Origin of the sequence: Sodalis sp. RH14, assembly GCF_047324285.1 — a bacterium.
Classification (GTDB): domain Bacteria; phylum Pseudomonadota; class Gammaproteobacteria; order Enterobacterales; family Enterobacteriaceae; genus Acerihabitans.
Genome location: NZ_CP178739.1, coordinates 505764 through 525872 on the forward strand (window position 1 = coordinate 505764; position 20109 = coordinate 525872).

Here is a 20109-nt window from a genome sequence, read left to right on the forward strand (position 1 = left end):
TAGATAGATTAAATCAGGTGCCCGGTGGGCGCGGCTTTTTCCGGCGCGCCTTTATGGCGGTTAAGGTAGCCGATGTTGTTATTGCCCCACAGCGATTCGTATTTCATGCCGGTCAGCGTCTCCACGGTGGCCCGTGCCTCCGGCGTGATCTGCTGCGGCAGCGGATGATTGGCCGCGCGCATTTTTTGCGTTTCCAGCTGCAGGATGCGGTGGGTTTTCAGGTTCAGCTTAAAGCGCAGGGAAATAATGAAACCCGCGGTCAGCACCAGCACCGTGCCGATGCACAGGATGGCCAGGATGGCGTGGCTTACCTGCGGCAACTGCACTTTCTGCCCGGAAACGAACCCCGACAGCTGCAGGAACACCCCCACCAGCATTACCGCCCCGGCCTGGGACGCCTTGCGCGTCAGCGTCATGATGCCGGCGAAGATGCCCTCGCGCCGCTGGGCGGTGATCGCCTCGTCCACATCGGCGATATAGGTGTAGATATTCCAGGGCACATAGTTGATGCCGCCCCGGCCAAGGCCGGCCACGGCCGATACCAGCAGCAGCAGCGAGAACGTGTCGCTCAGGCCGGCGTAGTACAGCACGCCGTAGGAGAGCGCGCTCAGGCCGAACAGGGTGACCACCAGCCGGTAGGACGGCGCCGGTCCGAAGCGGATGCACAGCGGGATCATGCCGATCACCGCCACGAACTGCAGGATCGCCATCACCCCCATCAGGTTGGAGGCCACGGTGGCGCTTTGCATCAGCACGAACACCACATAATAGGTAAACACCGCGTTGAACACGTCCTGGGCGATGTAGCCGCCGAGGTACAGGCCCAGATGCTGGCGAAAAATGCGCACGCGCAGCGTGGAGGACAGTTCGATATGCAGGCGCCGCAGGCTTTGTCCCAGGGTCAGCTGCTGTTTTTCACGCTCAAGCTTTAATACCGCCTCCGATTTCAGCGCCGCCGGCCGCTCCCAGGTAAACAGGTAGACCAGGGTCAGCACCAGCGCGCAGATCACCGCGAACACCACGCTGGCGTAGAAAAAGGAAATGGCGTTGTCCTTGCCGAAATGCGACAGCAGGATGCCGGGCAAAAAGGCGGCCAGGATGGCGGACAGCTGCGCCAGGGCGATGCGCGCGCCGGAGAACTTGGATTTTTGTTTAAAATCGTCGGTCATTTCCGGCACCAGGGTTTCGTAGGGCACCAGGATCATGGTGTAGACCACGTCGAACAGCAGATAGGTCAGCAGGTAATAACCGTAGCCCATGCCGCCGACCCACATCAGGCAGTAGCTGAACACGCAGGGAATGCCGAGCAGGATAAAAAACTTACGGCGGCCGAAGCGCTTGCCCAGCCAGGTGCCGCCGAAGTTATCGGTCAGGTAGCCCATCAGCGGGCTGACCACGGCGTCCAGCACCCGGGCGCAGGCAAAGATAAAGGTGGCCTCGATGGGCGAGAGGCCGCAAAACGTGGTGTAGAAATAAAGCAGCCAGGCGGCGGTCAGGGCGGTGGTGCCCGCGCCCAGGAAATCGCCGGAGCCATAAGCCAGGTATTGCGGTAAACCTATGGAGCGTATTTTCATCGTCATGCTTCCCCGGATAAGGCGTTGACAGGGCATGGTAAAAAACGGTCAACCGACCGTAATCCTCATTGTCGCTGTCAACCCTAGCGCCTGGGGCGGCGAGAAACCTTTCTCCCGTTGCCAGACCCGGTGATTGAATGGCAAAAAAATAAAGAGCGGGGCGATCAAGCTCAAATTTATAAAATTTTATTTCTTTTATTAAGAAACATTGGTTCATTTAATCAGCAAACCCTGTCCGCCGCGGCGCAAACCTACAAAAAAAGATCAGCCACCTCCCGCCAGTCGTTGACCCGGCGATAGCCGCGCGCATGGATATTATGCGGAGCGGTAAACAGGATGCCTTCGCCGACGAAATGCTCAAAATGACGGACATTGTCGTCGATAAGAAAATCGGCGTTGAGGATGCGCTTGTTGCCGCAAAAGACAAAATTCATGGCGCTTAAAAAACCGAAGTGGGTTTGCAGCCAGTTAAACTTGGCGGTAAACGAGGCGGGGAATTCCATGGCGGCGGTAGTGATGAAAACATGGTATTTGCCGCTCAATTCCCGGACCACATCCTGCGCGCCGGCGATCACATCCAGATCGCTGAAAAACGCCGGCTCGCCGATCATCTGGTTGATTTTCTCGCGCAGCGCCGGACGCAATTGCTGAATAGTCTGTCCGGCAAGATCGTTTAAGCCGATATGTTCGCCAAATTCGGCATTAAAATGCCGGATCATTTTGCTGTTGAAATCGGCAATCACCTCATCCATATCTATGGCTATCGTCTGCATGGCTCCTCCGGTTTTTCAGGCCGCGCCGTGCAGCGGCGGGCCGGTATCGTAGAGCACAATACTAGCCCAACAAGCGGGTAATTGGCCACGCTTGTCCCGGCATCACGCGCGCGCTCACTGGAAAAATTGGTTGATAACGCCGACGATCCGGTCCTGCTCTGCCAGGGACATATGATTGTGCAGTGGAATATGGAGCACCGTGGCATGAATGCTGCGGCTGGTAGCGAAACTTATTTTATCCTGGTAGGTTAAGGCAAACTCGTTGGCCCCGTCATACCCTAATATGGGATAATAGATATCAAATTCGATATTCATTATTTTGGCAAAACGTATCAACTCGTCCCGCTTGCCCGCGTTGACCCGGATGGGGAATAAATGCCAGGTGTTGGCCGTTTGTTCGATGGGCAGCGTAATAAATCCGCGATGTTCCAGGAGAGCGAGCTTATTAATATAACGATAAGCCAGGTAAGATCGTTTTAACGCATTCAGGGCAAAAAAAGTTAATTTGGCTAATAACGTCGCCGCCTGGATATTATCCATCCGGCTGTTAAACCCCCAGTTCTGCGCTTTGACGTTTTTTTTACCCTCGCAAAAGCCATGATAGGAAAATTGCCGGGCGCGTTTGGCGATGGCCGAGGAACAGGTCAGCAACGCGCCCGCCTTGCCGAATCCGCCGATGTTTTTAAACGGGTTAAAACTCAGCGTCACCACATCGCCGTAGTTGATGATATCCGGTATGCCGAAACACTGGGCCGCGTCAATGATGACGCGCAGCTCATGATGCCTGGCCTCTTGGGATATGGCGCTCATATTTCTGACGGAGCCGTACAAGCAAACGGCCAGGATGGCCTTGGTGTGCGGGGTGACCAGCCGCGGGATCTCGGTTGGATTGAGATTGAAACTGGCGTCGATGTTGGCGTAGACCGGCTTTGCCCCGATGGAAAATATGGCGTTTTCCGTGGCCGCGAAAGAGTTGGGCGGCACAATGACTTCGTCGCCCGCACCGACGCCGATGGCCTTCAGCGCAATTTTCAGCGCGTCCGTCCCGCTGCTGGTGGCGATGCATGCCGTCGCCCGGTAAGACGCCGCCAGCCGTTTTTCCAGCCGGGTGATAAAGTCGCCGCTGGTGAACTGGCCTGACGCCACCACTTTTTCCATTTCTTCCAGGCAAGCCGCCCGCTCTTTGTCCGAATTAAGCCGGGTGAAGGGGAGGAATGGAATAGGGGCGCCGCTGTCGTATTTGGCTTCGTTATTAATAATACTGATTAAGCCGTCGCTTTCCATAGGTAAATGGGTTGCCCGTGCGTTGGATTTTCCAGTCTTTAATAATTCAAGTGCGTGATGATTAATATCGATAATGTTAAGCATATAGCTTATTCTTCCTTGATGGCCGGGAGAATAACTTATGCCATTAATGTAAAAAAATCATCATAAAGTTAAAATTTTAACGTTATTTTTCGCTCAATGATTTAGCATTAATATACTTAATTATTTGCAATAAATATTATGTTTTTAATATCCATGCGCCGTTTTTCGTTTCCCCGGCCATAGCGGCGGGCGCATCACGTTGGCGGCTTTCGGTACTCCGTATCGGAAATGACCCGCGCCACCAGGGCCAGCGGTCCGATTTTCACCGTGCTCCTGCGCCCGAGCTTGCTTTTGTCCATCAGCAACAGCGACTGCGTGGCCTTGTTGAGCATCAAGGTCTTGTAATCGGCGTTGATCGCGTTCGAATCCCACATGATATCGTCATTATCAATGCCTTCGCAGGAAAAAATAAACAGGTCGATATCAAGGTGCCTGACGATGGAAAACAGCGCTGGATTGACGTAACAGGCATATTTACGCTGCAACGTGCCGCCGGAGCTGACCAGCGTAATATGGGATTTCTTTTCCAGCTCGCTGCACACCCGGACGCTATTGGTAAACACGGTAAGGGGGATGTCAGGCAGCTTTTTGGCCAGGTACCAGCACGTGGTGCTGGCATCCAGGGCAATCACCATATCCTCGTCAACCCAGGTCAGGGCCTGGCCGGCGATATCAGCCTTGCTGTTTAAATGGCTTTTGACGCGGGCATTAAACGAGTCGCCGCTGTCGGGTTTGCCGCGCGCAATGCCTTTGGCCCGGCCATGTTGACGGATGATCAGGCCCTGGTCCTGCAGGCTGTTGAAATCCCGGCGGATGGTTTCCTTGCTGACGTCGAACCACGCCGCCAGTTCATCCACCTTCAGGACCTCCTGTTGGGATATTAACGCCAGGATACCTTGCTGCCGCGTTGATTTCATCTTGCCCTCCCGCTTACCCGATGTCCCGCTTCCGGCGCCCCAGGCCAGGGTGTGAAAGCGGTTGTCGGCATAAGATACGGCAACGGACGGTCAAAATATGGGCGTTACCCCTTTTTTTAATAAGATATTACCGTATTTTGCCCGCTCGCCGGTCATGACGATGGCGAACGCCCGCCGGGCGCGCTCGTAAAAAGCAAACCGGTCGATGCGCGTCACCGGCAGGCGTTCGCCCGCGCCAAACAAGGCCTGCAGGTAGCGGTTTTCCACCGCCGGGTCCAGTTCATCCCCTGCGCCGGGCATCATCATCACCAGCGGCGGCGCATAGCTGTCCAGCTGGAACAGCGGGATCACCGCCGCCAGCAGCGGTCCGATGTCCAGCCCGTCGGCGCGCAGCACCTGCGGGCCGAGGGAATGCCCCGGAAAATGCGCATCGGCGAAAACAATCTCGTCGCCATGGCCCATTTCGGCCAGCGTTTTTAGCAGCGACGGCGAGATAAGCGGGGATATCAGTTTTAACATACATGCACTCCAGTTCGAGGGGATGGGAGCCCGGTCGGGGGCCACTTAATATCGGCATAGTCGCCGCCGGGCCTGAACCATTGATAGCGATAGCCGACCAGGGCGCGGGCATCTTCCGGCGACGGAACATAACCGATGCCGCTCCAGATAAACATCGAGGCGCCCAATACCGTGGTTTCCGCCTCGTCCATCACTTTGATCGGCACCTGCAGCAGGTCGGCCTTGATTTGGTTCCACAGGGCATTGCGACCGCCGCCGCCCACCAGCGTCAGTTCACTGACGGTGAAATGTCCTATTTGCGCTAATAATGCCAGATTATCGCGCAGGGTCACGGCCAGTCCTTCCAGCGCGGCGCGATAAATATGGCCGCGCCGCGCCGCCAGCGCAAGTCCCTGCCAGCTTGCCAGTCCCGCCCCCGCCGCCAGCAGGGAACCGCTCATCCTGACGCCGTCCGCCCCCGGCGGCACCTCGCGCGCCTCGCGAATCATCGCCTGATAGACTTTGCTGGCCGGCGTTGCCGACCAGCAAAGCTCGCGCACCCACTCCAGTACGCCGGAGGCCAGCCATTGCAGGCCGGGATTAAACAGGCCGGCGCAGCTGTCCAACTCGCAGGTGGACCCGGCGATACGCGGCAGTATGCCGGTGTCCACCCGCCGGCTGCGTACCATCAGTATTTCCCAGGTGCCGGAGGACAGCACCGGCTGGTCCAGCCCGGCCCCCGACCCGAACAGGGCAAACTGCGTGTCATGCCCGGCGGCGATCACCGGCAGGCCCGGCGGCAGCCCAAGCCTGGCGGCGGCGGCGGGCAGCAGCGCGCCGATGATATCGCCGGCGTTCACCAGCGGTGGAAACAGCGCGGCGTCCAGGCCGACGGCCGCCAGTATCCGCGCGCTAAAGCATTCGCGCCCGACATCCAGCAGCTGGCTGGTGCCGGCCATGGTGCGATCGGTGGTGAACGCGCCGGTCAGACGGTGGTTGATAAGCGACGAGATAAACAGCCAGGCGCGGGCCTTCGCCAGCAATGCGGGATGATGCTGTTTCAGCCAGATAAGTTTATACAGGGTATTAAAACTGAACTGGCCGACGCCCGATATCGCCTGTAATTCCGCCGGGCTGATATAGCGGGCGATATCGGCCATCACCGGCGCGGTGCGCGGACACTTCCAGCTGATAACCGGATACAGCAAGGCGCCTTGCGCGTCCACCAGCGCACCGTCGACGCCAAAGGTGGTCACGGCCAGGCCGCGCACCCGGCATGACGCCAGTTCGGCCGCCAGGCGGCGGGAGCACTGGCTGAAGCCGTCCATAATGCTGTCCAGCGACCAGGTTTGCCAGTCGGGGTTCTCCGCCGCCGGCAGGCTGGCGTTCGGCATAACCGCCTTGGCGACCGTCCGGCCGTCCGGGGCCATGGCGATCGCCCGGATATTGGTGGCGCCGCAGTCCAGTACGATAACCACATCTTGCTTCATACCGTCTCCCCACTCGCGTCAAGGGGCGGGGCCGGCAATCCCGCGATAGCGCCGGGATCCGGCCGCGCGCCGCCGGGATTATTTTTTATATAACGCGCCGTAGTTGGCGCAGGCGCGGTAATCCTGTCCTTCCGGATCCATGCCGTGGGCGGCCCAGGCGGAGGGCCGGTAGATGTCTTCCGGCGCCACGTTATGCATGCAAACCGGGATGCGTAGCATCGCCGCCAGGGTAATAAAATCCGCGCCGACGTGGCCCACGCTGAGCACCCCGTGATTGGCGCCCCAGTTGGCCATCACCGAGTAGACGTCGCGAAACGGTCCTTGCCCGGTCAGCCGGGGGGCGAACCAGGTGGTCGGCCAGGTGGCGTCGGTGCGTTGGTTCAGCGTATCGTGGACCCCGGCGGGCAAATCGACGCTCCAGCCCTCGGCGATTTGCAGCACCGGTCCGACGCCGCGGATGATATTGACGCGCGTCATGGTGAACGGCACGCCGCCCCGGCTTAAAAAGCATGACGAATAGCCGCCGCCGCGAAAATACTCATGAATGGCCGGGCACCACGCGGTGGCCGCCAGGCACGCCTGGGCGTCCTGTTCTGTTATCTCCCAATGCGGTTTGATGGTGGGGTTGCCCGCGTCATCGGTCTGGCGGCAGGTGCCGTCAAGCGCCGCCGAGCCGGAGTTGATCAGATGGATAATGCCCGCCGCGGCCCGGCCTTCAAGCCGGTGGCCGGTAACCCGTTCCACCGCCTGCGGCGACCAGTAGGTGCGCACATCGGCAAAAATCTGCGCGGTGCCGGTCAGGGCGCGGCCGAACAGCATGGCGGCGGCGTTCAGGCTATCGTTTTCCGTCGCCACCACCATCGGCTCGCGTACCCCGTTCCAGTCGAACGCGCTGTTGAGCAATGCCTCGGCGGTGTCGCCGTTGGGGTACTGATCGGTCCAATGCCGCTGCCCCTGGAAGCCGGCGGCAATGGCGTTATAGCCCAAAGACTCCTCGATAAAGCCCTTGGCCGCCACCTTAGCGCTGCCCTGCATCATGTCGCGGATACAGATCGCCATCAGCAGGCTGTCGCGCAATACGCCGCGGCTTTGCGCGGCATCGCGGCGGTACCGCTGCGCATTCTTGTCCGGGCCGAAACGAAAGGCCTTGTCCGCCCAGGCCAGCGCCAGCGCCAGTTCTTCCTCGTCATAAATGCCCTGATCCATGCGGCGGCGCAGCTCGGTCATATCCACCGCCTGCACCTTCATGCCCAGCCAGGATTCAAAAAAGTCATGATCGACAATGGAACCGGCGATGCCCATGGCGACGCCGCCGATGGACAGATAGCTTTTACCGCGCAGGGATGCCGCGGCAATGCCCGCGCGGGCGAAGCGCAGGAGCTTTTCCCGCACGTCGTCGGGAATGGCGCCGTCCCCGCCGTCCTGCACGTCGCGGCCATAGATGGCGAACGCCGGCAGTCCTTTCTGGTTATGGCCGGCCAGCGCGGCGGCAAGATACACCGCGCCGGGGCGCTCGGTGCCGTTAAACCCCCAGATGGCTTTCGGCCGGAAGGGGTCCATGTCGATGGTTTCGCTGCCGTAGCACCAGCACGGCGTTACGGTAATGGTCAGGCCGATGTTGCGGCCGCTGAATTTGCGCTCGCAGGCGGCGGATTCCGCCATCCCGGCAATGCAGGTATCGGCGATGACGCACGCCACCGGCTCGCCGTTGGGGTAGCGCAGGGACGCGGTTAGCAGGTCGGCGGTGGCGCGCGCCATTGACAGCGTTTGTTCTTCCAGCGATTCGCGGATGCCCAGGCGACGGCCGTCAATAACCGGGCGAATGCCGATGGCCGGCATATCGTCATGCCGCTGTGGGGAAGCTGTTGTCTTGTTCATGGCAATTCCTTGTGACGTTGACGGTTATTTTTTGCCGAACGGATAGAGCAATTTCTGGATAGCCGGATCGTTAAGATTGGTTTGGGTAACGAATTTCACCGGGATATCGATGACCTTGGCCACCTTCTGTCCCTTCAGGAAGCTGTCGAGGGTCTTGATGCCCTGGTAGCCGATCTGGTAGGCGTCCTGGACGATAAAACCCTGCAGGGTATTGGATTTCAGGAAACCGATAATGGCCTCGGTACTGTCGAAACCGATCACCTTGACCTTGCCGGCCAGGCTCAGGCTGTCAATGGCGTTGGCGACGCCCAGCGTCGACCCCTCGTTGGTGGCATAGATGCCCGCCAGGTCGGGATTGGCCTGTACCATATCGATGGTTTTATCCATGGCTTTCTGCGGGTCGCCGTCGCTGTACTGCACCGGCAGCAGGGTAATGGCGGGATATTTTTCCTTGATGGTCTTGGTAAAACCCTCGGTACGCTCTATCGCCGAGGTGGTGCCCGCCACATGGGCGATAATGCCGACCTTGCCTTTGCCTCCCACCTCTTTCGCCAGGGCGTCCGCCGCCGCGGAGCCGGCCTTGACGTTATTGGTGGCGACAAAACTCACCGGGATATCGGAGTTGACGCCGGAGTCGAAGGTGGCGACAGCGATTTTTTTGCTGTGCGCCATTTCCACCAACGGCACCAGGGCGTTGGCATCCAGTGCCGCGAGCAGAATACCGCTGGGCTGGCGCGTGATGGTATTTTCCATCAGTTGGATTTGTTCGGCGATTTGCGTTTCATCGGACGGGCCGACAAAACTGGTTTTTATGCCTAATTCTTTTGCCGCCGCCTCCGAACCCAGTTTTACCGTTTGGAAAAATTCATGCTGGTAGCCTTTGCTCACCACCGGAATAGAGATATCGCCGGTGGCGGCATCAGCGCCGCCCGCGCCGCAAAGCGTGAACAGCGCGATGCCGCACAACCTGATTAATTTCATCATGACAACCTCCAAAGTGATATTTTTACTGTCCAGATAACAGGAACGTCGGTGAATCAGATCTTTTTGCGCAGCGTATCCAGATACACCGCCGCAACCACGACAATGCCCATCGCAACCATTTGCCAGAATTGCGACACGCCCATTAAATTCAGTCCGTTTTTCAGCACGCTCATGATAAAGGCGCCGATAATAGTGCCGCCGATGGTACCGATGCCGCCCATCAGGCTGGTGCCGCCGATCACCACCGCGGCGATGGCCTCAAGCTCATAGCCCACGCCCACCGTCGGTTGTCCGGAATTCAGCCGTGATGCCAGCACCACTCCCGCGATGCCGGTCAATATGCCGCAGAACAGATAAACGAACAGTTTGACGTTCCGCACCTTGATTCCCGATAAATGGGCGGCGTCCTCATTGCTGCCGACGGCGTAGATATACCGGCCGATAACGGTTCTTTTCAGGATATAGGCGGCAATGGCCGCCAGTACGATCAGGTAGATAACCGGATAGGGCAGGAAATCGAACAGCTTGCCCTGGGCCAGGGTTTTAAAACCGGGATATTGCGAAAAATAAATGGCGCGGCCGTCGGTCAGCACCATATTGATGCCGCGCACCGACATCATCAGGCCGAGCGTGGCGATAAAGGGGGGAATGGCCGCCCGGGCCACCAGAAAACCGTTGATATAACCGCACAACGCGCCGCCCAGCGCCCCGCAGAGGATACACAGCGCCAGCGGCAGCCCGGCCGCGGCCCCCAGGCCGATGGCCACGCCGGAAAACGCCACCACCGACCCCAGCGACAGGTCAATGCCGGAGGTAATAATGACGTAGGTTACGCCAATGGCCATGATGCCTATTACCGAGGTTTGCAGGGCGATGGTCATCAGGTTTTCGGTGTTCAGGAAAAACGGCGAACCGAGGCTGAAAAATAGCATCAGCAGAATCAGGCTGAGCAGCGGAGCAAAACGCATCAGCAACGCTTTATTGCTTATTTTTTTATTGGAGCCGTTCTGTAAATATTTGGTTATGCCAATCATGATTTACCCCTCAAGCGTTGCATATTTCATTATATTTTCCTGGGTGGCCTGCGCGGCCGACAGCTCGGCGGTAATACGCCCCTGCCGCATTACCAATATCCTGTCGCACATGCCCAAGATCTCCGGTAATTCAGACGAAATCATAATGATTGATTTACCTTCCGCCGTCAGACGGTTCATCAAATCGTATATTTCGAGCTTGGCGCCGACGTCAATGCCGCGTGTCGGTTCATCAAAAATCAATATTTCCGAATTCTTGCATAGCCATTTGGCGATAATAATTTTCTGCTGGTTGCCGCCGCTTAAATTTACCGCCAGTTGTTCCAGGTCAGGCGTTTTAATACGCAGCTGGCGGCGCAGGCGCTCGCTTTCGGCGTGACACCTTTTGTCGTCGATAATCCCTAAGCCGTTGGCATAGTGCTGGTAACTGCTGAGCATAATATTGGTGCCGACCGACAGGCCCAGCGCCAGCCCGTCTTTTTTGCGATCTTCGGTCAGATAGCCGATGCCCAGGGCGATGGCGCCGTGCACGCTGCTTATTTTGACGCGATGTCCGGACAGGCGTATTTCCCCGTGGTCCATGGGATCGGCGCCAAACAGCGCCCGCGCCACCTCGGTTCGTCCGGCGCCCATCAGGCCGGCGATGCCGAGGATCTCGCCTTTGCGCAGCGCAAAGGTAATATCGTGCAGTACGCCCTTACGGCCGAGATTATGGACGTCGAGCACCACGTCGTCGCCGGGAATGGCGGCCCGGGCGGGGTAGATATCGCCCAGCTCGCGTCCCACCATCATGGCGATCAGCTGTTCGATGCGCACCATGGTGTAATCGACGGTGGCGATATATTTACCGTCGCGCATGACCGTGGCCCGATCGGCGATAAGCGCCAGTTCCTCCAGCCGGTGGGAGATATAAACGATGGCGACCCCCTGCGACTTAAGCAGTTCGATCACCTTGAACAGACTGTCGATTTCACTTTCGGTCAGGGCCGCGGTAGGTTCGTCCATGATCAGGATTTTGGCGTTGACCGAGAGCGCCTTAGCGATTTCCACCATCTGCTGCTGCGCCACGGTCAATTCACGGATGCGCCTGGCCGGATCGATGGTCAGGTTCAGCATCTGCAGGATATTCATGACCGCCTGGCGCTGGGCGACGTCATCCAGGATCCATGGCGCGCGTTGATGAAATTCCCGGCCGATATAAATATTTTCTTCCACGGTTAAATCAGGAAATAAATTGAATTCCTGGTGAATAATGGCAATGCCCAACGCCCCCGCCTGGATGGGGCTGGTAATCGTCACCGGCCGGCCGTCGAGTTCTATCCGGCCCTCGTCGCAAGAATAAACACCGGATAATATTTTCATCAGCGTGGATTTGCCCGCGCCGTTTTCACCCAGCAGCGCATGAACCTCCCCGCGGTTTAAATCGAAGTTAACGTTATCCAGGGCCAATACCCCGGGGAATCGTTTTGTGACATGTTTCATGGTTAACAACGCTGCGGACATGTTGCCTCCGGACAAAACGGGCTCTGGGTGTTTAAACGCTATAGCTAACTCGAGTTAGCTATTTAAGACATGTTTCCCGGATAAACAAAGTATTTATCCCCCTTTTGTGATGGCGATCGGGCCAGTCAGATTAATACACTGATAAAAAACAATTTTATTGACGGTTTATCCCTTCTTCTCGGGCGGGGACGTTACGGCGCGGGGTAATGAACGTGTTTGCCGTAAAAGCCTGCCGCTGGAAAAAATCTAAGGCAGATACGGATAAAAACCTACGGCGGGGGAGAGGTAAGGCCTGTTATGTAAATAAATTGTGAAGTTAATCACTAAAAAAAACGACGGTTAAATGATTTTTCTTCTGCCACGAAAAAAATAGCGGCGGATAAATGACCGTATTAGAGGTTTAGTAAAAAAACGGGCACTTATTAACAATAGACAAAGCAGGTTGACCGTTTACGCCGGTTCTGCGTTTAAACGGACATTTCTATTTAACTTCAGCACGATGAAAAGCGTATGACCATTAAAATAATGTCGATGTTATCACAATTATAATGCTCGTCGACGGCAGGGTAAGTCGTTCAGTTAATTATTACGCGGAAAAATGGCACTTATTAACTTGAGGAGCAATCATGGCAAGAACGACGCTTGCGCACGAGATTATCGCCACGTGTCTGGAGATGACGCGTTTAGGATTGAACCAGGGTACCGCCGGCAATGTCAGCGTCCGCTACCAGGGCGGAATGCTGATTACACCGTCCGGTATCCCTTATGAGCAGCTGACGGAGCAGCACATTGTCTTTGTCGACGGCCAGGGACATGGCGAAACGGACAAGATCCCCTCCAGCGAATGGCGCTTCCACCAGGCGGTATACCAGGCCCGGCCGGACGCCAACGCCGTGGTCCATAACCATGCGGTCAACTGTACCGGCGTGTCGATCCTCAACCGGCCGATTCCGGCGATCCACTATATGATTGCCGCCGCCGGCGGCAGCGATATTCCCTGCGCGCCTTACGCCACCTTCGGCAGCCGGGCCTTGTCCGAACATGTGGCTGCGGCGATCAAACACCGTAAGGCCATCCTGTTACAGCATCATGGGCTTATCGCCGCGGAAGATAATCTGGCCAAGGCGCTGTGGCTGGCCCATGAGGTGGAGGTGCTGGCCGCGTTGTACTTAAAACTCCTGCCGATTATCGATCCGGTGCCGGTATTGTCCAACGATGAAATTGCGCGCGTGGTGGAAAAATTCAAAACCTACGGCCTGCGTGTGGAGCAATAACCGGGCCTTAACGCCGGCGCCGCGCCGGCGTTAATTTCCGTGGCCGCAGGGGGTGCCGGACGCCGGGAGGCGCCGCGCGGCCGCCAGCCATAACGTCTTCAGGGTAGCGTATACGGCTAGCCGTTATTCATAAAATAATAAGCAATATGTCTATAACGTCGCTGCCATTGCGTCGCCCGCCGTGGTGAACAAGACTGACATAAGCACGCCCTATGCCGAGACGGCCGTTTAACCCCAAGCCTCCCGACATGTGCTGCGCCCGCCCGCCGGGTCCCCGGCGAACCCTGGGCGGGTTCCGACAAAAGGTGTGTAGCACTATTTCATTAAACGTTTATTCACCAAAGGTTAACTGAATGAATCGTAAGCTTCGTATAGGCGTCATCGGCGGAGGCATCGGTGGCGCTGCATTGACCGCATCATTGCAGCAACGGGGCATGGAAGCACATCTGTTTGAGCGTACAGCGGCATTTAGAGAAGTGGGCGCGGGGGTGCAGATGACGCCCAACGCGGTAAAAGTGTTAAAGGCCCTTGGCCTGGGCGGCGAACTCCAGCGGTTGGGCTACCTGCCGCTGGCGATTGTCGGGCGCAACTGGCGTACCGGGCGGGAGAAGTTTCGCACGCCATTATCCAGTGCCTGCCCGCAGCTGTTTGGCGCGGAGTTTTATCACCTGCACCGGGCCGATTTGCTGGCCATGCTGGTCGGCCTTATCGACGCGCGGTTGATTACCCACAACGCGCGCTGCGTCTCGGTGCTTAACCATGAGGGGACGGCGGTCGCCCGCTTTGATAACGGCGCGGAGTACGAGGCCGATGTCATCGTTGGCGCCGACGGCGTTCATTCGGTGGTGCGCGGCGCGCTGTTTGGCGACGAAGCGCCGCGTTTTACCGGCCATATCTGCTGGCGCGCCGCCATTACCCTGGGCGAACACGCCGATTTTATCAGCCCGGTTTCCGCCGTCTGGCTTGGCCCCAACGGACATGTCGTGACCTATACCATCTGCGGCGGCCGGGTGTTGAACATCGTCGCGGTCAGCGAAGCCGCCGACTGGATGGAGTCATCCTGGCATTTGCCCAGTAATCGCGACGAGCTGTTGCGCACGTTCAGCGGCTGGCATCCCGAGCTGCTGCGCATTCTGTCCTGCGCGCGAAACGTGCTGAAATGGGGCTTGTTCGATCGGGATCCGATGCCGCGCTGGTCGCTGGGGCATATCACGCTGCTGGGCGATGCGGCGCATCCCATGCTGCCGTTCCTGGCCCAGGGCGCCGCCATGGCCATGGAGGACGGATATGTGCTGGCCAGCGTCCTGGCGGCCAATGCCGGCGATATCCCCCAGGCGCTGCGGTTATACGAGGCGGAACGGCTGCCGCGCACCAGCCGGGTCCAGCTTTCGGCGCGCGAGCGGGGCCGGCTGTATCATTTGTCCTCGCCGTGGCAGCAGTTCCGGCGTGATTTCAGCTACAAGGTCAAGGCCCTGATGAATCCCCATGCGTCCGGCCTGGAAGCTCACTGGGTCTTCGCCTACGATGCCACCGCCTTCAGCCCGCCCGCGGCCACGCCGCCCGATGCGCCGGCGACCGCCACGCGTTCTGTTATGGGATAGGGGGATGTCGCCGGCGCCCTCCGGTCAGCGGGGTCCGGCGCCGTCGCCTGCCCCGGTTGACGTGTTACCCGCCGGCGGCGGCATTGGCCGGCTGGCTTGCCGTCATGGCAACCTGCGGTTAGAATAACCCTACTTTTTCAGTAGCTATCGCCGCCGCAGCGGCAAAAAGGGCGAACGTGGCCATCGACAATCAATCGCGCCAGGGTCTGGACGGCGCGGAGCTTACGCTGTTAAGACGCCTGCATCTCGCATCGGTGGTGGAAGGCTGTACGCTGGTTATCCTGGTGTGCATTGCCGTGCCGTTAAAACACCTCGCCGGCTTTCCTCAGGTGAGTGCGGCGATGGGGCCGATCCACGGACTGGCTTTTCTGTTTTACGCCTGGATGGTGGTGAATACCGCCGCCGGCGGTATGTGGCGTAAAGCCCAGGTGGCGCGCCTGCTGATCCTGGCTTTTATCCCTTTCGGGACGTTTTTTAACGTGGGCATGATTAAACGGCGTGAAGCCGGGCCGGGCGTGGATGGCGTGCCGGTTAAGGAGAAACGGATATAATGACCTATATGCTGATAAAGGCGCTGCATCTGGTGGCGTTCACGCTGTGGATAGGCGGTATGCTGCTGCTGGCGGTGGCGATGACCGCCTGGAAACACACTCCCGCCGCCGAGCGCGCGCCCGGCCTGCGGCTATTCAGCGCCGTGCAGCGTTTTAACCAAACCGTGACGCTGCCGGCCATGATCGTCACCTGGCTTTCCGGGCTGGCGCTGACCCTGATGGGCAATTGGCCGCCGTCCCTGTCGCTTATCATCAAGGTCATCTTTGTGCTGGCGTTATCGGCGCTGCACGGTATGCAGTCGGGATCGCTGCGCCGCAGCCTGGGCCGCGCCGAACTGACGGCCCCGGCCATCCTGCGCCACGCCGCCGCCTTTACCCTGGTGGCGCTTATCGCCTGCGTGCTGCTGATCGTGCTGCAGCCGCTGTAGCGCGGGCAACGCCGCGCATCGCGGCGGGCGATTACCCGGCTTTCAGTACGGCGGCCACCGTATCCCTGATGGGCGTGGTGGCGCGGCCTATCAGCCGGCTCAACTGCCGGCCATCGTCAAACAGCCCGCCCTGCGACGCGCCGGCATCAGAATCAGCCAGCAGCGCGGCAACCGGCCCGGGCAGTCCCGCCTGGCTGAGCAGCGCCTGGTATTCCGATGGCGGCAGGTCGACATATTTCACCGCCACGCCGGACTGGCGGGTAATTTCCGCCGCCAGTTCGGACAGGGTATAGGCGCTGTCCCCCGCCAGTTCATACACTTTACCGGCCTGGCCGTCCAGGGTTAATACCTTTGCCGCCGCAGCGGCAAAGTCGGCGCGCGCGGCCGAGGCTATCCTGCCGTCGCCGGCGCTGCCCGCCAGGGCGTGGTGGGCCAGGGCGGCGGGGACGCCGGCGGCATGGTTTTCGTTGTACCAGCCGTTGCGCAGCAGCACGACCGGCAGGCCGGAATCACGCAGCAGCGCTTCGGTTGCGCGGTGCTCTTCGCCAAGTCCCAGCGGGCTGGTATCGGCATGCAGCAAGCTGGTGTAAGCCAGTAATTCCACCCCGGCGCGTTTGGCGGCGTCGATCGCGGCGCCATGCTGGCGCGTGCGCTGGCCGAGTTCGCTTGAGGAGATCAGCAGCAGTTTCGTCGCGCCCTTAAACGCGCTGTCCAGCGTCTCGGGCCGGTCATAATCGGCCTGGCGCACGTTAACGCCGCGCGCCGCCAGATCCTGCGCTTTTTGCGGCGAGCGCACGGCGGCCACCAGATCCGCGGCCGGATGGGTTTTTAACAGTTCAGCTATCACTAAACGGCCCAGTTGGCCGGTCGCGCCTGTAATAACAATCATCATTTTCTCCTTTGGGCTTCAGAAAGAGCATCATATCCCCTATACTTACTTAAAGTAAGTACTAACAAAAAGGTAAGTATATGAATTTTCAGGCGGCACCCAAATCCACGCTGGCGCGGCAAATGCAGCGCGGCGAATTGCTTGACGTCAATTGCCCGTCGCGGGAGGTGTTGAAACACCTGACCAGCCGCTGGGGCGTACTGGTGCTGATCGCCTTGTCGCAAGGTACCCATCGTTTTAGCGAGCTGCGCCGTAAAGTGGGCGGCGTCAGTGAAAAAATGCTGGCGCAGACCCTCTCGTGCCTGGAGGAGGACGGCCTGGTCATCCGCCAATCCCTGCCGGTGATGCCGCCCCATGTGCAATATAGCCTTAGCGGGCTGGGACTGGAGGTCGGCGCTATCGTGGAACACCTGGCCGACTGGATAGAAACCCATTTGCCGCAGATTATGCAGGCGCGGCAGGCAAAACCGGCGCGGCGGGAAGCGGATGCCCTGGCCGTGCCTGATGCCGCAATGGTCAGCCGCACCGGCAGCGCGCGGCGCTAATAAGACATTTCGCCATATTTTTCACGATATTCCTTGGGCGTGATATCAAACCCTTTTTTAAATACCGAATAAAAATATTGCAAAGAAGGGTAGCCGCACATTTGCGAGACTTCATTGATGGTGAGCGACGTGGAGATCAATAAATTGCGCGCGCTCTCCAGCTTTTCCTCATGGATGACGTTATGAATTGTTTTACTGGTTTCGTCCTTAAACCGTTTTTCCAGGTTGGAGCGGGACATGCCCACCACGTCCAGCACCTGCTCGACCTTGATGCCCTTGCAGGCATGATAGCGGATATAATGCATCGCCTGTATCACCGCCGGATCGCGCAGCGAGCGGAAGTCCGTCGAGCGGCGCTCCATGACTTTCAGCGGCGGCACCAGAATCCGCTGCAGCGGCAGCCGTGATTTATTCAGCAACTGGTGCAGCAGCTTGGCGGCCTGGTAGCCCATCTGGCGGGTGCCCTGGGCGACGGACGATAAGGCTACCCGGGAAAGGCACCGCGCCAGCTCTTCATTATCGATGCCGATAATGCACAGTTTTTCCGGCACGGCGATATTCAGGTGTTCACATACCTGCAGCAGATGGCGGGCGCGGGCATCGGTTACCGCGATGATGCCGGTTTGCGGCGGCAGCGACTGCAGCCAGTCGGCCAGCCGGTTTTGGGCATGCTGCCAGTTATCCACCGCGGTTTCCACGCCCTGGTAGACTATCGGCTGGTAATACTCATCCGCCGTTAGTTTGCGAAACGCCTGCTCGCGTTCGTGTGACCAGCGCTTGCCGCTGCTGGCCGGCAGGCCGTAAAAAGCAAACCGGTTCAGGCCTTTTTCCTTCAGGTGCAAAAAAGCGCTGGCCACCAGCGCATGGTTATCGGTGGCGATATAGTGCACCGGCGGATATTCCTCGGCATGCTGGTAAGAGCCGCCGACGCCGACAATCGGCACCTTGGCCTCGCTGAGCAGCAGTTCAATTTCCTTATCGTCGTAATCGGCAATCACGCCGTCGCCCAGCCACTCTTCAATACGGTTGATACGGCAGCGGAAATCATCTTCGATAAAAATATCCCAATCGCACTGCGACGCCTGCAAATACTCGCCCACCCCCTCGATAACCTGGCGGTCGTACACTTTATTGGCATTAAATAATAGAGTTATACGATAACGTTTTTCAAACATACGGTGGGTTCTCACGAAAATCTGCCGAAGGCCAGCATATACCTTTGAACAATCAGAAAGAATTGACCGGATGTGCGCCAGCTAGCAAATTCATTATAAAGTGCGGGCGAGGCTCTACTCGCCCAAATGCGCCACCTGCTGGTAGAACCGGCGGAATACTTTCCGTTGCTCCGCATAAGCCTCGTGCCGCTCCTTATCCGGCGTATAGCGGGCCTCCAGCGGCAGCGCGGGCAGCATGTCCGCCCAGGACGTCCCGGGGTGGCAGCTAAGCTGCGCCAGACGCGCCGCGCCCAGCGCCGGACCGACGTCGCCGCCGGTGCGGTAGTCCAGCGCCTCGCCGCTGACATCGGCCAGCAGCTGCCGCCAGTATTCGCTGCGCGCCCCGCCGCCAATCAGCGTGATGCTGTCCGGCCGCAGGCCGGTGCCGTGCAGGGCGTCCATACCGTCCGCCAGGCCGAAGCTGACGCCTTCCACCACCGCGCGCGCCAGGTCGGCCGGGCCGTGTTCATGGGTCAGCCCCCAAAACGCGCCGGTGGCGTTGGGATTATTGTGCGGCGTGCGTTCGCCGGAAAGATAGGGTAAAAACCACACCGGCGCCGCGCCGGGGCGGGACTGCGCGGCGGCTTCCAGCAGTGCCGGCACGCTGCCGATGCCGGTCAGGCGGGCAGCCCAGTCCAGGCAGGATGCGGCGCTGAGCATGACCGACATCAGATGCCAGGTCCCCGGCAGCGCATGGCAAAAACTGTGCACCGCCTGCTCGGGATTGCTGAGAAACCCATCGCTGACGGCAAAATAAACGCCGGAGGTGCCAAGCGACAGCATGGCCTGTCCCCGGCGATACAGGCCGACGCCGATGGCCCCGGCCGCGTTGTCGCCGCCGCCGGCCACCACCGGCACCGCGGCCATGCCCCAGCTTGCCGCCACCTGCGGCAACAGGGTGCCGGTCGCCTGGTTGCCCTCGAACAACCGCGGCATCTGCGCCCGGGACAGCCCACAGGCGCCCAGCAGCGCATCGCTCCAGTCGCGGCGCCCGACATCCAGCCACATCGTCCCCGCCGCATCGGACATATCGGTGGCGAAATCCCCGGTTAGACGCAGCCTGAGGTAGTCTTTCGGCAGCAGGACCTTATCCACTTGCGCAAAGATCTGCGGTTCCTGTTCGCGCACCCAGCGCAGCTTGGGGGCGGTAAAACCGGGCATCATCAGGTTGCCGGTAATATCCCGGGAACGGGGCACGTCGTCTTCCAGCGAGCGGCACTGGGCAAAGCTGCGCCCGTCGTTCCACAAAATGGCCGGGCGCAATACCCGCTGCTGCTTATCGAGCAACGTCGCGCCGTGCATTTGGCCGGTCAGCCCGAGGGCGCGCACCCCGCTCAGATCATGCCGGGCGGCCAGGGCGCGCATGGCGCTGTCGGCCGCCCGCCACCACTGCTCCGGGTCCTGCTCGGACCACAGTGGCCGGGGCCGGGAAACGGTCAGGGGTTCCGTATGGCTGCCCAGAATATGCTGCGCCTCGTCCAGCAGAATGGCTTTCACGCCGGAGGTGCCCAAATCTATGCCGATATACATACGCTATCCTTCTGAATTGTCACCGCGCCGCCCCCGCGTTGGCGGGGGCGGCGCGGGT

Annotated in this window: 17 protein-coding genes and 1 pseudogene; 5 read left to right on the forward strand and 13 right to left on the reverse strand. The window is 59.2% G+C overall.

Going from position 1 to position 20109, the window contains the following annotated elements:
* Positions 1-8 precede the first annotated feature (8 nt).
* The 10 genes from ACL2XQ_RS02160 to ACL2XQ_RS02205 form a co-directional block, all read right to left on the reverse strand.
* Positions 9-1574, reverse strand: a complete 1566-nt coding sequence (locus ACL2XQ_RS02160) for an MFS transporter (protein ID WP_410012298.1) — start codon at positions 1572-1574, stop codon at positions 9-11.
* A 251-nt stretch (positions 1575-1825) separates the two neighbouring features.
* Positions 1826-2347, reverse strand: a complete 522-nt coding sequence (locus tag ACL2XQ_RS02165) for a 5' nucleotidase, NT5C type (RefSeq protein ID WP_413728940.1) — start codon at positions 2345-2347, stop codon at positions 1826-1828.
* A 114-nt stretch (positions 2348-2461) separates the two neighbouring features.
* Positions 2462-3715, reverse strand: coding sequence for a DegT/DnrJ/EryC1/StrS family aminotransferase (locus tag ACL2XQ_RS02170; protein WP_413740022.1), 1254 nt, complete (start codon positions 3713-3715; stop codon positions 2462-2464).
* A 194-nt stretch (positions 3716-3909) separates the two neighbouring features.
* A complete protein-coding gene (fucR, locus tag ACL2XQ_RS02175) occupies positions 3910-4632 on the reverse strand; it encodes an L-fucose operon activator (protein ID WP_413740023.1) in 723 nt (240 codons plus the stop codon).
* Positions 4633-4722: 90 nt separating this feature from the next.
* The gene (fucU, locus tag ACL2XQ_RS02180) at positions 4723-5151 is read right to left on the reverse strand and encodes an L-fucose mutarotase (RefSeq protein WP_410012292.1); all 429 of its coding nucleotides are present in this window, start codon (positions 5149-5151) and stop codon (positions 4723-4725) included.
* Complete coding sequence (fucK, locus tag ACL2XQ_RS02185; RefSeq protein ID WP_413722025.1) at positions 5145-6620, reverse strand: L-fuculokinase; 1476 nt, start codon at positions 6618-6620, stop codon at positions 5145-5147. The genes fucU and fucK overlap by 7 nt, the downstream gene beginning before the upstream one ends.
* 78 nt (positions 6621-6698) lie before the next feature.
* Complete coding sequence (gene fucI / locus ACL2XQ_RS02190) at positions 6699-8459, reverse strand: L-fucose isomerase (protein WP_413728828.1); 1761 nt, start codon at positions 8457-8459, stop codon at positions 6699-6701.
* Positions 8460-8522: 63 nt separating this feature from the next.
* Positions 8523-9482: an ABC transporter substrate-binding protein gene (locus ACL2XQ_RS02195; protein ID WP_413722026.1), complete on the reverse strand. Its 960-nt coding sequence runs from the start codon at positions 9480-9482 to the stop codon at positions 8523-8525.
* A 53-nt stretch (positions 9483-9535) separates the two neighbouring features.
* Entirely contained in the window at positions 9536-10516 is a 981-nt protein-coding gene (locus ACL2XQ_RS02200) for an ABC transporter permease (RefSeq protein ID WP_410012288.1), read from the reverse strand.
* A gap of 3 nt (positions 10517-10519) precedes the next feature.
* On the reverse strand, positions 10520-12019 hold the full coding sequence (locus ACL2XQ_RS02205) for a sugar ABC transporter ATP-binding protein (RefSeq protein ID WP_413740024.1): 1500 nt from the start codon (positions 12017-12019) through the stop codon (positions 10520-10522).
* 626 nt (positions 12020-12645) lie between these two features.
* On the opposite strand from ACL2XQ_RS02205, the gene ACL2XQ_RS02210 reads away from it, so the two are divergent.
* The 4 genes from ACL2XQ_RS02210 (at position 12646) to ACL2XQ_RS02225 (ending at position 15873) form a co-directional block, all read left to right on the forward strand.
* Positions 12646-13293 (forward strand): L-fuculose-phosphate aldolase, encoded by a 648-nt coding sequence (locus tag ACL2XQ_RS02210; protein WP_413722028.1) that lies wholly within the window; start codon positions 12646-12648, stop codon positions 13291-13293.
* Between the two features lie 353 nt (positions 13294-13646).
* On the forward strand, positions 13647-14894 hold the full coding sequence (locus tag ACL2XQ_RS02215; RefSeq protein ID WP_413731353.1) for an FAD-dependent monooxygenase: 1248 nt from the start codon (positions 13647-13649) through the stop codon (positions 14892-14894).
* 176 nt (positions 14895-15070) lie between these two features.
* A complete protein-coding gene (locus tag ACL2XQ_RS02220) occupies positions 15071-15445 on the forward strand; it encodes a DUF3817 domain-containing protein (protein ID WP_410012282.1) in 375 nt (124 codons plus the stop codon).
* Positions 15445-15873, forward strand: coding sequence for a CopD family protein (locus tag ACL2XQ_RS02225; RefSeq protein WP_410012280.1), 429 nt, complete (start codon positions 15445-15447; stop codon positions 15871-15873). The genes ACL2XQ_RS02220 and ACL2XQ_RS02225 overlap by 1 nt, the downstream gene beginning before the upstream one ends.
* A 31-nt stretch (positions 15874-15904) precedes the next feature.
* On the opposite strand, the gene ACL2XQ_RS02230 is transcribed toward ACL2XQ_RS02225, so the two are convergent.
* On the reverse strand, positions 15905-16762 hold the full coding sequence (locus tag ACL2XQ_RS02230; RefSeq protein WP_413723539.1) for an SDR family oxidoreductase: 858 nt from the start codon (positions 16760-16762) through the stop codon (positions 15905-15907).
* An 80-nt stretch (positions 16763-16842) separates the two neighbouring features.
* On the opposite strand from ACL2XQ_RS02230, the pseudogene ACL2XQ_RS02235 reads away from it, so the two are divergent.
* Positions 16843-17235 (forward strand): annotated as a pseudogene (locus ACL2XQ_RS02235) (winged helix-turn-helix transcriptional regulator); the annotation flags it as partial.
* Positions 17236-17303: 68 nt separating this feature from the next.
* Here the strand turns inward: ACL2XQ_RS02235 and xylR are convergent.
* Complete coding sequence (xylR, locus tag ACL2XQ_RS02240) at positions 17304-18482, reverse strand: D-xylose utilization transcriptional activator XylR (RefSeq protein ID WP_413722029.1); 1179 nt, start codon at positions 18480-18482, stop codon at positions 17304-17306.
* Between the two features lie 114 nt (positions 18483-18596).
* Positions 18597-20051 carry a xylulokinase gene (gene xylB / locus ACL2XQ_RS02245; protein ID WP_413727234.1) on the reverse strand — a complete coding sequence of 485 codons (1455 nt, stop codon included), beginning with the start codon at positions 20049-20051 and terminating at the stop codon, positions 18597-18599.
* Positions 20052-20109: the final 58 nt, after the last annotated feature.

What these genes read in the sequence shown, in the direction of transcription:
- ACL2XQ_RS02160 (WP_410012298.1), bottom strand. Translation starts at nt 1,574, where the DNA reads ATGAAAATACGCTCCATAGGTTTACCGCAATACCTGGCTTATGGCTCC.
- ACL2XQ_RS02165 (WP_413728940.1), bottom strand. Translation starts at nt 2,347, where the DNA reads ATGCAGACGATAGCCATAGATATGGATGAGGTGATTGCCGATTTCAAC.
- ACL2XQ_RS02170 (WP_413740022.1), bottom strand. Translation starts at nt 3,715, where the DNA reads ATGCTTAACATTATCGATATTAATCATCACGCACTTGAATTATTAAAG.
- fucR (WP_413740023.1), bottom strand. Translation starts at nt 4,632, where the DNA reads ATGAAATCAACGCGGCAGCAAGGTATCCTGGCGTTAATATCCCAACAG.
- fucU (WP_410012292.1), bottom strand. Translation starts at nt 5,151, where the DNA reads ATGTTAAAACTGATATCCCCGCTTATCTCGCCGTCGCTGCTAAAAACG.
- fucK (WP_413722025.1), bottom strand. Translation starts at nt 6,620, where the DNA reads ATGAAGCAAGATGTGGTTATCGTACTGGACTGCGGCGCCACCAATATC.
- fucI (WP_413728828.1), bottom strand. Translation starts at nt 8,459, where the DNA reads ATGCCGGCCATCGGCATTCGCCCGGTTATTGACGGCCGTCGCCTGGGC.
- ACL2XQ_RS02195 (WP_413722026.1), bottom strand. Translation starts at nt 9,482, where the DNA reads ATGATGAAATTAATCAGGTTGTGCGGCATCGCGCTGTTCACGCTTTGC.
- ACL2XQ_RS02200 (WP_410012288.1), bottom strand. Translation starts at nt 10,516, where the DNA reads ATGATTGGCATAACCAAATATTTACAGAACGGCTCCAATAAAAAAATA.
- ACL2XQ_RS02205 (WP_413740024.1), bottom strand. Translation starts at nt 12,019, where the DNA reads ATGTCCGCAGCGTTGTTAACCATGAAACATGTCACAAAACGATTCCCC.
- ACL2XQ_RS02210 (WP_413722028.1), top strand. Translation starts at nt 12,646, where the DNA reads ATGGCAAGAACGACGCTTGCGCACGAGATTATCGCCACGTGTCTGGAG.
- ACL2XQ_RS02215 (WP_413731353.1), top strand. Translation starts at nt 13,647, where the DNA reads ATGAATCGTAAGCTTCGTATAGGCGTCATCGGCGGAGGCATCGGTGGC.
- ACL2XQ_RS02225 (WP_410012280.1), top strand. Translation starts at nt 15,445, where the DNA reads ATGACCTATATGCTGATAAAGGCGCTGCATCTGGTGGCGTTCACGCTG.
- ACL2XQ_RS02230 (WP_413723539.1), bottom strand. Translation starts at nt 16,762, where the DNA reads ATGATTGTTATTACAGGCGCGACCGGCCAACTGGGCCGTTTAGTGATA.
- xylR (WP_413722029.1), bottom strand. Translation starts at nt 18,482, where the DNA reads ATGTTTGAAAAACGTTATCGTATAACTCTATTATTTAATGCCAATAAA.
- xylB (WP_413727234.1), bottom strand. Translation starts at nt 20,051, where the DNA reads ATGTATATCGGCATAGATTTGGGCACCTCCGGCGTGAAAGCCATTCTG.